Raw genomic sequence first — 12,915 nt, 5'->3', positions numbered from 1 at the left:
AATGATTACAATTTTACTGTTTGCAAATTTGCGTGAGGAAGTTGGATCGGATCGATTAGTAATTTCAGAAAAGCAAGAAATGACAGTGCAGCAATTAAAAGAATGGCTCAAAGCCAGCTATTGTTTACAATCGCTGGATAAAGTGATGGTGGCTGTTAATGAAGAGTTTGTAATAAATGAAGAGATGATAAAAGCCGGAGATATAGTCGCATTAATCCCACCCGTTAGCGGGGGATAATAAGCTTTTTCACCAGATGAAGTGCCAAGAAAATGTTGTATATAAATTAGAATAAGAGAAGGGATGAGTTCTATGCTTACTCAAGAACAAATAATGAATGCATTAAAACATGTAGAGGATCCAGAGTTACACAAAAGTGTTGTAGAATTAAATATGGTTAGAAATATACAAATGAACGGAACAGAGGTTAAACTTGAAGTAGTACTAACAATCCAAGGTTGTCCGTTAAAAGCAAAAATTCAACAAGATATTGAAGAATCGCTTCACGCAATTGGTGCCTCTAAAGTGGAGGTAACATTTGGTTCTATGACACAAGAAGAACGTGCAGCTTTAACAGAGAAGTTAAAGCGAAATACTAGAACAGAAACTGGTATGCCGAGCATGCTTCGCCCGGATTCAGGAGTACGTTTTATTACTGTAACGAGCGGAAAAGGCGGAGTTGGAAAATCAACGGTGACAATTAATCTTGCAACTGCACTAGCTCGTATGGGCAAAAAAGTGGGGATATTAGATGCAGATATATATGGTTTTAGTATTCCGGCTATGATGGAAACGAATAAGAAACCAACGATGATTGATCAAACGGCAATTCCAGTCATTAGTCACGGTGTTAAAATCATGTCGATGGGATTCTTTACAGAAGGAAATAACCCAGTGATGTGGCGCGGACCGATGCTAAATAAATGGATTCAAAATTTCCTTGCGAATACGCACTGGGGAGAATTAGATTATTTATTACTTGATTTACCACCAGGTACAGGAGATGTTGCGATTGATGTTGCAGCGATGATTCCGCAAGCGAAAGAAATAATTGTTACAACTCCGCACAATATAGCTTCATTCGTTGCTTCAAGAGTTGGTGTAATGGCAAAACATACGAAGCATGAGATTTTAGGTATTGTGGAAAATATGGCTTATTATGAAGAACAAGATGGATCGAAAAATTATCTCTTCGGAAAAGGCGGCGGCGAAATGCTTGCAAAACAATTGCAAACAGAAGTAATTGCCAAAATACCTTTTGCGAAACGTGAAGAAAATAATGGTTCATCTGTATATGATGAAGATTCTCTTGTTGGAGAAGTGTTTACATCGTTAGCTGAGGATATTATTTATAGAGGATAGAGGGGGAAGTTTAGTATGGTATGTAACATTGATCATTCTATTGAAGATGTGATGAATAAGCTTGAAAGTCAAAAGAATTTTTTACCTGAAGGGATCTTTAAAGAGTTAAAGAGTTTTTTGCAAGGTATTCATTCACAGAAATTATTAAATGATGTTTTTCACCTCCTAAAAAAGTATGATTTAGTCAGTGAGGAAGAACGAGAGACGAGAAACGCACAATTGTTGTACATTTTGAATTAAGTACTCTTTGGCTTTAGAATTTTTTCAGAAGGGGTGAATGTGATGGATATGAAAAAGATGATTGAAACGATAGAAGTAACTAGAGTGACTGACGAGGAATTATCGCTTTCGAATTTACATCCAAAGCTTGTGAAGTTGTATAGTCAAAAAGATAGTGCAGAGTATACGAAGCTATTAAAATATATTTTATCATTATCCGTACAGCTGAAGCTGAATCTTGTATTGAAATATTTTGGTGTACGTCACATTGTTGCTGCAGACGAGCGGGTGCAATTTCAAGAGATATTTAAATGCTTAGCTAAGAAAGATGAGAATGGGGAATGGTTTCTAAATTTTGTTTCTTTATATGTAGGGCTAATTGTAGTTCTTCGTTTTGATGAGAAAGTGATTGAGAGCAATTTTTTTGATGATATGGTAGTGGATGAATGTAATGAAATATAAGATTCTACTCATAACATTTTTCTATATTAGATGCTTTAACTGCGATTTTAGTTGGTTATGTAAATATGAAGGTAACTAATTAAGAAAAAGGAATGAAACTAGTTGGATAAAAAGAGTTCTTCAGTTGTTTCCGTCGTTTTTTCGTGTTACTATTAATCGAATTTTTCATAAGGAGAGAAAGCGATGAAATGGATTTATTTTCTTATTATTAACGTTATAGCTTTTAGCCTTATGGGGCTTGATAAACGAAAAGCAAAGAAGAAACAGTGGAGAACGCCAGAAAGTACGTTGTTTTTATCGGCGGCAGCTGGAGGAGCAGTTGGAGCTTGGATCGGTATGTATATGTTTCATCATAAAACTCATAAAAAGAAATTTGTTTTCGGCATACCGTTACTCGTTGTAATAACGGTATGTTTATTATTCGTTGTATGAGAAATGTCGAAAGAAATGCAGATTGATTATTGGTAAAGTGAGCATGTGAGACCGTATAATGGAGAAAAAATGAGAAGAGGAGAAAAAGGAAGATGGGGAGTCAATCAGCAGAGCAAAAAAAAGGGATACTATATGCGGCTGGTGCTTATACGATGTGGGGAATTCTACCGATTTATTGGAAATGGGTTGAGGAAGTTCCAGCAGATGAAATATTAGCACACCGCATCGTTTGGGCATTTGTTTTTATGTTACTTGTATTAGGTGTTACGAAGAGGTTTCGCCAGTTTATTGGGGAATTTGTGAATCTTTTTAAACGACCTAAATTATTAATGTCATTAACAATAGCTTCAGTCTTGATTAGCGGAAACTGGTTTGTTTACATATGGGCCGTTAATCATAATCATGTTATTGAAGCGAGTCTTGGCTATTATATTAATCCGCTTATTAGTATTTTACTTGGTACAGTCGTTTTAAAGGAAAAGTTAAACTTTTGGCAATATGTTGCAGTTGGTTTAGCAGGAGTAGGGGTTGTCATTTTAACAGTACGTTTCGGATCTATTCCGTGGGTTTCTCTTTCACTTGCCTTTTCATTTGGATTATACGGATTAACAAAAAAACTGTTAAACTATGATGCCACAATTGGACTTACGATGGAAACGATGTTAGTGACGCCGTTTGCAATCATTTATCTTGTTATGACAGGAGCACATGGTTTCGGCTCATTTGGATCTATTTCAATGTTATCAACGTTACTTTTAATAGGAGCAGGTATTGTAACGGCATTACCACTATTTTATTTTGCAAAAGGAGCACAACTTATTCCGCTTTATATGGTGGGATTTTTACAATATATTGCGCCAACAATTAGCTTAATTTTAGGTGTATTTGTATTTGGTGAACATTTCACATCTACACATATGATTGCATTTTTCTGTATATGGGTTGCTTTATTTGTATTCTCGGTAGCGAAGACAAAGTTTTTAGTGCAGAAACAACCGAAATTTATAAAAAATAAATCAGCAAAAGTATCATAATGCGTAGTATTTTCTACGCATTTTTCTTTATACTGATACTATATAGGATTTCCATCATAGCTAGTAGGGAGCTGAGAACGTGGAAACAATTTTACATAATGATCCGCTTATGGCCGCTGTAATTTCATGGTTTTTAGCACAATTAACGAAAGTAGTCTTTAAATTAGTCAAAACGGGTGAATTTGATTTTGCAAAGTTTTTCGCTTCAGGTGGGATGCCGAGTTCTCATGCTTCAACTGTTACAGCACTTGCTACAGGAGTTGGGGTAGTAGAAGGTGTGGAAAGCTCGATGTTTGCGGTTGCTACTATTTTTGCCATTATTGTTATGTATGATGCTTCAGGAGTAAGGCTTGCAGTAAGTAAACAAGCAAAAATATTGAATGAGTTTTTTCACGGTAGACAAACAGAATATAAGAAGTTAAATGAACTTGTTGGGCATACACCGTATGAAGTAGTAGTTGGTGCTTTATTAGGGATTATTGTCGGAGTAGGATATTGTTTATGAGCGGAACATTTTATATGTTCTGCTTTTCTTTGTTTTTATACATATTCAGCTACCTTTTTGAATATCGTTATACGGATTTCGAAAGGGTGGGTGAGTAACTTGTTATTATATGAAAAAGTGCATGAAGAAATAGCGAGAAGAACAACTGCACTTCAAACAATGCAACGGCAAGATGGTACGTGGCAGTTTTGTTTTGAAGGAGCGCCACTAACAGATTGTCATATGATTTTTTTATTAAAATTATTAGGTAGAGATAAAGAGATAGAACCGTTTGTAAAAAGATTAGCATCACTTCAAACAAATGAAGGAACATGGAAATTGTATGAAGATGAAATGGGTGGTAATTTATCTGCTACAATTCAATCTTATGCTGCCTTACTTGCATCGGAAAAATATACAAAAGAAGATGCGAATATGAAGCGAGCGGAAATGTTTATAAATGAGCGCGGTGGGGTAGCGCGTGCTCATTTTATGACGAAGTTTTTATTAGCGATTCATGGAGAATATGAATATCCTTCTCTCTTTCATTTGCCAACACCAATTATGTTTCTGCAGAATGATTCCCCTCTCAGTATTTTTGAACTGAGTAGCTCAGCACGTATTCATTTAATTCCGATGATGTTGTGTTTAAATAAAAGATTTCGAGTAGGGAAAAAGTTATTGCCAAATTTAAATCATATTGCAGGCGGGGGCGGAGAATGGTTTCGGGAGGATCGGTCTCCAGTTTTTCAAACGTTAGTAAGTGACGTGAAGAAAATTATAACGTATCCACTTTCTTTGCATCATAAAGGATATGAGGAAGTAGAACGTTTTATGAAAGAGCGTATTGATGAAAATGGAACATTATATAGTTACGCAACTGCCTCGTTTTATATGATTTATGCTTTACTTGCATTAGGACATTCTATTCACTCACCAATTATTCAGAAGGCTATAATGGGAATCACATCTTATATATGGAAGATGGAGAGAGGGAGCCATTTGCAAAACTCTCCGTCAACTATATGGGATACAGCTTTACTCAGTTATGCTTTGCAAGAAGCTCAAGTTCCGAAAGCAAGTAAAGTGATTCAAAATGCATCAGCGTATTTACTAAGAAAACAGCAAACAAAGAAAGTAGATTGGAGTGTACATGCACCGGATCTCTTCCCAGGTGGTTGGGGCTTTTCGGATGTGAATACGACGATTCCAGATATTGATGATACAACTGCTGCGTTAAGAGCATTGGCGCGAAGTAGAGGGAACGAAAATGTAGACACTGCTTGGAAGCGAGCGGTTAATTGGGTTAAAGGATTGCAAAATAATGATGGTGGTTGGGGGGCTTTTGAAAAAGGGGTAACGAGCCGTATATTAGCAAATTTACCAATCGAAAATGCAAGTGATATGATTACAGATCCTTCTACACCAGATATTACAGGAAGAGTATTAGAATTTTTCGGAACGTATACGCAAAATGAATTGCCCGAGAAACAAAAACAAAGTGCGATAAATTGGTTAATGAATGTACAAGAGGAAAATGGATCGTGGTATGGGAAATGGGGAATTTGTTATATATATGGTACGTGGGCAGTGTTGACTGGTTTACGGTCACTAGGAATACCATCTAGCGATCCATCAGTGAAACGAGCAGCTTTATGGCTTGAACATATACAGCATGAAGATGGTGGCTGGGGAGAATCTTGCCAAAGTAGTGTGGAAAAAAGATTTGTTACTTTGCCATTTAGTACACCATCCCAAACAGCATGGGCGTTAGATGCCCTCATTTCTTACTATGATAAAGAAACGCCAGTTATTCGAAAAGGTATTTCATATTTGCTCTCCAACTCTTATATAAATGAAAAATATCCTACTGGAACAGGTTTACCAGGTGGGTTTTATATTCGTTATCATAGTTATGCTCATATATATCCGTTGCTTACTTTGGCTCATTATGCAAAAAAATATAGAAAATAAACCGAGAGATGTCTCTCGGTTTATTTTGTTGGGTAGTAGGTCCCTTTTGAAAAGAATAAGGTTGTGATGTACCTTATTTTTCGGTTGATTGGCGCTTTTGACGTGCATCAGCGGCATTTGCACGTGCGTTTGCTTCTAAGTCATTGTGGTCAGCGAGTTCGCGAGAGAACTCAACATCAATGCCATCCGTTGCTTTGCTTTGTTTGAAATTCTTTTTGTTCATTCGACACAATCTCCTTGCGTTTATGCGACGTTGCAAAGTTAGTTTGACACAAATAGACTTTTTTATACAAAGAGGAATTGGAAAGCAAGGAGCCGAAATATACAGTATAAGTAATAGAAATGGGGGATAGGAATGGAGTTTTTAAATGGGAAAACAGCTGTTGTAACAGGAGCTGCACAGGGAATTGGAAAAGAGATTGCAAGGGTTTATGCAAAACTAGGGGCGAAAGTATTAATTAGCGATGTAAATGAAGAGAATCTACAAAAAACGACACACGAGTTATCAGATGAAGGATATGAAGTGTGCTCATATCGATGTGATGTGAGTAATCAAAATGAAGCAAAGTCGTTAATTGAATATGCGGTTCAAAAATTTGGTACGTTACATATTTTGGTGAATAATGCTGGAATTACAAGAGACGCAATGTTACATAAAATGGAGAAGTCTGCCTGGGAACAAGTATTACAAGTGAATTTAACTGGAGTTTTTTATTGTATGCAACCCGCGCTTCTTTACATGAGACAACAAGGGTATGGACGCATTATTAATATATCTTCAATTAGTAGAGAAGGAAACATAGGTCAAGCAAATTATGCGGCTACAAAGGCAGGAGTTGTAGGATTAACGAAAACAGCAGCGAAAGAAGTTGGAAGTTTCGGTATTACTTGTAATGCGATTTGTCCGGGGTTTATGGATACAGATATGACCAAAACGATACCAGATAAAGTGAAAGAAAAGATGGTTGGCGCTATTCCAGTTGGTAGAATTGGAACGCCAGAAGATATTGCGAACGCAGCAGCCTTTTTAGCATCAGAATACGCATCTTATATTACAGGTGAAGTATTAAATGTGAGCGGAGGACTGCAAGTTTAAAGGAATACATAATGAAAAGAACCTGACCAGGTAGGTCAGGTTCTTTCTCATTAATTTAAGTTAAGCCAAACGCTCTTTACTTCTGTATAGTTATTTAATGCGTAAGATCCCATTTCACGACCAAGACCAGATTGTTTAAATCCTCCAAATGGAGATGCTGCATCAAAGACGTTATAACAGTTTACCCATACTGTACCTGCACGTACTTTACTTGCAACATAGTGTGCTGTTTTAACATTTTCTGTCCACACACCAGCCGCTAAGCCGAATTGTGATTTATTTGCACGTTCAATTACTTCGTCAATATCGTTAAACGGTATTGCAGAAATAACTGGACCGAAAATTTCTTCTTTTGCGATCGTCATTTCATCATTTACGTCAGCGAATACTGTAGGAGAAACGAAGTAGCCTTGATCGAATGGATTACTTCCTCCGCAAAGTACTTCAGCGCCTTCTTCAATCCCTTTTTCAATGTAGCCCATTACACGTTTTTGTTGTTCTTCGGAAACGAGAGGGCCAATTGTTGTTTCAGGGTTAAGACCGACACCTTGATTTAGTTTTTTAGAATAGAGGACGAGATCAGCCATGACATTATCATACATTTTCTTCGGAACAAATAAGCGTGATCCAGCAGAGCATACTTGTCCTTGGTTAAACATAACACCAGAAAGTGCACCAGGAATCGCGCGAGATAAATCAGCATCTGGCAATATGATATTTGGTGATTTACCGCCTAATTCAAGTGTAACGCGTTTTAATGTTTCGGATGCTTGTCGCATAATTTGTTTACCGACAGGAGTAGAACCGGTAAATGCAATTTTGTCAACGAGTGGATGATTAACGAGAGCTTGTCCAGCCGATTCACCGAATCCAGGTACGATATTAATAACACCTTTCGGGAATCCAGCTTCTTCAATTAATTCAGCTAAGTATAGAGCAGATAGTGGAGTTTGTTCTGCAGGTTTTAAAACGATTGTACATCCTGTAGCAAGCGCTGCTCCCATTTTCCACATTGCCATAAGAAGCGGGAAGTTCCAAGGGATAATTTGACCAACGACACCAACAGCTTCATGGCGTGTATAGTTAAAGTAATCACCAGAAACAGGAATTGTTTGACCAACGATTTTCGTAGCCCAACCAGCGTAATAGCGCATATGCTCAATTGCAAGTGGTATGTCTGCTGCCATTGTTTCACGGATTGGCTTTCCGTTATCTAATGTTTCGAGCTGTGCAAGCTCTTCTTTATGTTCATCCATTAAATCAGCTAACTTGTACATGAGACGGCTTCGCTCAGCAGTGCTCATACGAGACCAAGGACCTTCGTCAAAAGCCATACGAGCTGCGACTACAGCTTTATGAATATCTTCGCGACCAGCTTCAGAAACGACGGCAAGTGTTTCACCAGTTGCTGGGTTAGGTGTTTTAAATGTTTTTCCGGAAGCGCTTTCAATGAAAGATCCATTCACATATAACTTTTTTGTACCTTGAAGAAACTTTTCTACCTTTTCATGAAGATTTACAGCTAGTTGACTCATTGTATAACCCCCTTGAAAATATAATGTAAACGCAGTACGAGACGGCGTTTATTCCGAAATCAAGGATGTGGAAACTAGATGGAAAGCCTCTAATTAAAATCATAATTAATAAATACTGAAAATTCAAATTTCATTTGTGTTACAATTGTAAAAAATATGTAATGTAAGAGAAGCTTCTATATGATTATAAAAAATCCTGCTTGTTTTTGCTTTCTAGTAGGAAAAACTAGAAGAACAATGGTACAATAATACATCGTGAGAGGAGGGGGAAAAATGAAAGATTATCATGATGATCCACGCTTTCGAATAGCCCATAGAGAAGCGTTAATTGGTCTTGGACTTGCTATTATTAATTTTATAATATGGTACGGATTTGCTTATGGGCTTGGTAGTAAAAATCCGAATGAATATACATATGTATTAGGTTTTCCCGCATGGTTTTTTTATAGCTGTATCGTTGGATTTATCGTTATGGTTATTTTACTTAGTTTAGTTGTTCGTTTTGTATTTCAAGATATTTCACTCGATGAGGAAGAAAAAAGTGAGGAATAATAGATGAATTGGTATGTAATCATTCCAATGATAATTTCGTTTATCGTTGTATTTTTAATTGGTGTATATGCTTCAAAACGTGTGCAAGCAACTGCTCATAATAAATTTTTACAAGAATATTTTCTTGGTGGGCGTGAGCTAGGCGGTTTATTATTAGCGATGACAATGATTGCTACGTACGGTAGTGCAAGTAGCTTTATTGGTGGCCCTGGTATTGCTTACAATATGGGGCTTGGATGGGTACTGTTATCTGCGATTCAAGTTGTAACAGGCTATATCGTTTTAACGGTTATCGGTAAAAAGTTTGCAATTATCGCTAGGAAGATGGAAGCAATTACTCTTATCGATTATTTAAAAGGGAGATACAATAATAAAGCAGTTGTTATACTTTCTGCGTTATGTATTATTATCTTTTTATTTTCAGCGACAGTAGCCCAGTGGGTCGGCGGGGGACGATTAATCGAGTCACTAACGGGTCTATCGTATACAACAGCACTATTTTTATTTACTTTTTCTGTACTTGTGTACGTATTAATTGGTGGATTTCGTGCAGTTGCTCTATCAGATACATTATTAGGAATCATTATGTTAGTTGGAACGACAATCATTTTAATTGCTACTGTCATTGCTGGTGGTGGAATTGAAAAGATTATGCAGGAACTTGTTCAAATTAATCCAAAGTTAATTACACCATTCGGAGCAGATGGCAGTTTAACGAAATCATATGTTACATCATTTTGGATTTTAATTGGAATTGGCGTTGTCGGCTTACCGCAAATTAGCGTGCGTGCCATGTCTTATAAAAATTCAAAAGCGATGCATCAAGCTTTAATAATTGGAACCGTTGTCGTTGGCACAATTATGATCGGTATGCATTTAACTGGTGTATTTGCAAGAGTAGTACTTCCAGGTATAACGGTACCAGATAAAGTAATGCCGCTACTTGCGATGGAAGTGTTACCTCCTTGGTTAGCTGGAGTTTTCTTAGCTGCACCGATGGCAGCGATTATGTCTACAGTAAACTCTTTATTATTACTTGTAAGCTCGTCAATTATTAAAGATATATACGTAAATTACATAAATAAAGATGCAGCAGACAGTACGATAAAAAAAGGAAGTTTATGGATTACTGGTATTGTAGGACTACTCGTTTATGCAGCGGCGATTAAACCACCAGATTTTTTAATATGGCTAAATTTATTTTCTTTCGGTGGATTAGAAGCAGCATTCATTTGGCCAATCGTATTAGGGTTATATTGGAGGAAAGGAAATGCTACAGGAGCGCTTGCGTCTATTTTAGTTGGGGTAGGCTCATATATGTGTATTCATCTTTTCTATCCAAATCCATTCGGTATACATACAGTTGTCTTCCCGATTTGTTTTGCGTTTATCGCTTATGTTATTGGAAGTATGAGTGCTGTAAAAAAAACAGTATAGGTTAGCTGAAGAACGTAGTCCTTATAAGACTGCGTTTTTTCTTATGAATTTGTTCTTTTTTTATTCTGTATATCCACGGTTATTCATAAATTAATAACAACTGAGGGGATGGAGTTGAGGTCGATGAAAAAAGTGTTATTTTTAGGAGACCCAGGAATTGATGACTCTTTAGCAATTATGTATGGATTGTTGCATCCTGATATTGATATTGTTGGTGTAGTAACGGGATATGGAAATGTAACACAAGAAAAGGCGACAAGTAATGCCGCATATTTATTGCAAATGGCAGGACGGGAAGATATACCTGTTATTAATGGTGCGAAAATTCCTTTATCCGGAGATATTACGACGTATTATCCAGAAATTCATGGGACAGACGGTTTAGGGCCAATTAAACCTCCAAAAACTTTTTCACCAAATATAAAGCCTTTTTGTACATTTTTTGATCTTCTTGAAAAATATAAAGGAGAATTAATAATAGTCGATGCTGGTAGATCAACAACATTAGCGACAGCATTTATTTTAGAAAAGCCGATGATGAAGTATGTGAAAGAATATTATATAATGGGCGGTGCTTTCTTAATGCCTGGCAATGTAACACCAGTCGCAGAGGCGAATTTTCATGGTGATCCCATTGCGTCACAATTAGTTATGCAAAATGCCAAAAATGTGACATTAGTGCCACTTAACGTTACATCTGAAGCAATTATTACACCGGAAATGGTAAAATATATTACGAAACACTCTAAAACGAGTTTTAATAAGTTAATCGAGCCGATATTTACGTATTATTATAAAGCATATAAAAAGTTAAACCCGAAAATAACAGGTAGTCCAGTACATGACGTCGTTACAATGATGGTTGCGGCAAATCCATCCATTTTAGATTATGTATATCGTCGTGTCGATGTAGATACAGTTGGAATTGCAAAAGGAGAGAGTATTGCTGATTTTCGGCCTCAACCTGATGCAAAAGCATTAAAAAATTGGGTGCGAATTGGTTGGTCGTTACATTATAAAAAGTTTCTTGAGGATTTTGTGAAATTTATGACGTAGACATAATAGGAGCATACAAGTTAAAATAATGGAGATGGTTATTTAAATGACCATCTCCATTATTTTGTTTTTAAATGATAAATAGAGAAGAGTTACACAATAGGAGAGGAATTTTACTTGAAAAAAACTATAGTATGCGCAGTAATTGTGGGTATTTTTGTTTTGCTAATATCGGGTAACTTTTTAGTGAAAAAAGTGTGGAGTTCAAATAATGATGATGCACAGTATATTGCATCTTTTATTGAAGAACATAAAGATGAAAAAAATAGTGCGCTTCTAGTAAAGAGAAATGATAAAGTTGTTTATTCTGTAAACCCAAATGTTGTATTGCCAGTTGCTAGTACGATGAAATTAATTGTGGCGCTTGAATATACGAAACAAGTTACTGAAGGGAAAATTGATTCTTCTAGTTTCGTGTCGATTAATGATGTGAATCGTTATTATGTGCCGAATACAGATGGTGGTGCACAAGATAGATGGCAAAAGTATTTGGAGAAGACGGGCAAGATAACTGAAGGAGCGGTTTCTTTAGAAGAAGTGGCAAAAGGAATGGTTAAGTTTAGTTCGAATGCAAATGCTGAATACTTAATGGAATTGTTAGGATTAGATAACATCAATCGAAATTTACAAAGTTTATCACTTCCTGCACATCAACCACTATTTCCAATCGTTTCATCTTTGTATATCCCGGGATATTTGCATAAAGAATTACATGTTCCAAAATATAAAATAGAGAAAAAGTTAAAAGAAATGTCTCAAGAGCAATATCGTGAATATGCGATGATTATTCATGAACGCTTAAAGAAGAAGGGACCATTACTACAGAAGGAAATTCCGCTTTATTTAGAGGAACGTTACGACAAAATTTGGTCAGATAGATTACCAGCAGCTTCTGCAAATGATTATATGGTATTACTTCAAAAGGCAAACCATAAAGGTGGCTTGACAGAGGCTGAAGAAAAAGTGTGGGCAAATATCGTTGAAACAGACATGAGTGCCAAGAAATACCGTAAAACATTCAGACATGCGGGGCAAAAGAATGGTTACACACCATGGACGGTTACAAAAGCAGTTTACGCTATGGATAAACGTGGAAACTGTACGGAGATTGTGTTTTTGGCGAATAATTTAAATGAAGACGATAGTGCAGAAATACGGAAACATTTAGCAAACTTACATTTCCAAGTGTTGCAAAGTGATAAGTATGATGCGACTTTTATTAAATAAACTCGGTGCAGAGAGCACCGAGTTTATTTTTATGTACAAGCACTTTT

General features: G+C 36.5%; 15 protein-coding genes. 13 read left to right on the top strand and 2 right to left on the bottom strand.

Annotated elements, in window-relative coordinates:
- The first annotated feature begins 1 nt into the window (after window position 1).
- The 8 genes from moaD (at window position 2) to DN399_RS17345 (ending at window position 5,965) form a co-directional block, all read left to right on the top strand.
- The gene (gene moaD / locus DN399_RS17380) at window positions 2–238 is read left to right on the top strand and encodes a molybdopterin converting factor subunit 1 (protein ID WP_000628499.1); all 237 of its coding nucleotides are present in this window, start codon (window positions 2–4) and stop codon (window positions 236–238) included.
- Between the two features lie 72 nt (window positions 239–310).
- On the top strand, window positions 311–1,360 hold the full coding sequence (locus tag DN399_RS17375) for a P-loop NTPase (protein ID WP_016123211.1): 1,050 nt from the start codon (window positions 311–313) through the stop codon (window positions 1,358–1,360).
- Between the two features lie 15 nt (window positions 1,361–1,375).
- Complete coding sequence (locus tag DN399_RS17370) at window positions 1,376–1,600, top strand: hypothetical protein (RefSeq protein WP_000227056.1); 225 nt, start codon at window positions 1,376–1,378, stop codon at window positions 1,598–1,600.
- 42 nt (window positions 1,601–1,642) lie between these two features.
- Window positions 1,643–2,041 (top strand): hypothetical protein, encoded by a 399-nt coding sequence (locus DN399_RS17365; RefSeq protein ID WP_149149859.1) that lies wholly within the window; start codon window positions 1,643–1,645, stop codon window positions 2,039–2,041.
- 183 nt (window positions 2,042–2,224) lie between these two features.
- A complete protein-coding gene (locus DN399_RS17360; RefSeq protein ID WP_000871349.1) occupies window positions 2,225–2,473 on the top strand; it encodes a DUF1294 domain-containing protein in 249 nt (82 codons plus the stop codon).
- 92 nt (window positions 2,474–2,565) lie between these two features.
- The gene (gene rarD / locus DN399_RS17355) at window positions 2,566–3,507 is read left to right on the top strand and encodes an EamA family transporter RarD (protein WP_000535541.1); all 942 of its coding nucleotides are present in this window, start codon (window positions 2,566–2,568) and stop codon (window positions 3,505–3,507) included.
- Between the two features lie 79 nt (window positions 3,508–3,586).
- Window positions 3,587–4,012 carry a divergent PAP2 family protein gene (locus tag DN399_RS17350; protein ID WP_000447822.1) on the top strand — a complete coding sequence of 142 codons (426 nt, stop codon included), beginning with the start codon at window positions 3,587–3,589 and terminating at the stop codon, window positions 4,010–4,012.
- Between the two features lie 99 nt (window positions 4,013–4,111).
- On the top strand, window positions 4,112–5,965 hold the full coding sequence (locus DN399_RS17345) for a terpene cyclase/mutase family protein (RefSeq protein ID WP_049106831.1): 1,854 nt from the start codon (window positions 4,112–4,114) through the stop codon (window positions 5,963–5,965).
- 73 nt (window positions 5,966–6,038) lie between these two features.
- Here the strand turns inward: DN399_RS17345 and DN399_RS17340 are convergent, their stop codons facing one another.
- Complete coding sequence (locus DN399_RS17340; protein ID WP_001035815.1) at window positions 6,039–6,188, bottom strand: YfhD family protein; 150 nt, start codon at window positions 6,186–6,188, stop codon at window positions 6,039–6,041.
- 132 nt (window positions 6,189–6,320) lie between these two features.
- On the opposite strand from DN399_RS17340, the gene fabG reads away from it, so the two are divergent.
- Window positions 6,321–7,061 carry a 3-oxoacyl-ACP reductase FabG gene (gene fabG, locus DN399_RS17335; RefSeq protein WP_025708953.1) on the top strand — a complete coding sequence of 247 codons (741 nt, stop codon included), beginning with the start codon at window positions 6,321–6,323 and terminating at the stop codon, window positions 7,059–7,061.
- A 50-nt stretch (window positions 7,062–7,111) separates the two neighbouring features.
- Here the strand turns inward: fabG and dhaS are convergent, their stop codons facing one another.
- A complete protein-coding gene (gene dhaS, locus DN399_RS17330; RefSeq protein WP_000080274.1) occupies window positions 7,112–8,596 on the bottom strand; it encodes an aldehyde dehydrogenase DhaS in 1,485 nt (494 codons plus the stop codon).
- Between the two features lie 273 nt (window positions 8,597–8,869).
- Between dhaS and DN399_RS17325 the strand changes: the two genes are divergently transcribed.
- From DN399_RS17325 to DN399_RS17310, 4 genes are all read left to right on the top strand, one after another.
- Window positions 8,870–9,148, top strand: coding sequence for a YhdT family protein (locus DN399_RS17325; RefSeq protein WP_000656239.1), 279 nt, complete (start codon window positions 8,870–8,872; stop codon window positions 9,146–9,148).
- A gap of 3 nt (window positions 9,149–9,151) precedes the next feature.
- Entirely contained in the window at window positions 9,152–10,585 is a 1,434-nt protein-coding gene (gene panF, locus DN399_RS17320; RefSeq protein ID WP_001104812.1) for a sodium/pantothenate symporter, read from the top strand.
- A 123-nt stretch (window positions 10,586–10,708) separates the two neighbouring features.
- A complete protein-coding gene (locus tag DN399_RS17315) occupies window positions 10,709–11,641 on the top strand; it encodes a nucleoside hydrolase (protein WP_000756457.1) in 933 nt (310 codons plus the stop codon).
- 117 nt (window positions 11,642–11,758) lie between these two features.
- Complete coding sequence (locus DN399_RS17310) at window positions 11,759–12,868, top strand: serine hydrolase (protein ID WP_000751366.1); 1,110 nt, start codon at window positions 11,759–11,761, stop codon at window positions 12,866–12,868.
- Window positions 12,869–12,915: the final 47 nt, after the last annotated feature.

This window comes from Bacillus sp. AR4-2 (assembly GCF_008274865.1).
GTDB classification, from domain to species: domain Bacteria; phylum Bacillota; class Bacilli; order Bacillales; family Bacillaceae_G; genus Bacillus_A; species Bacillus_A cereus.
Note: the sequence above shows the minus strand (reverse complement) of the source record. Positions and strands in the feature narration are given on the sequence as shown.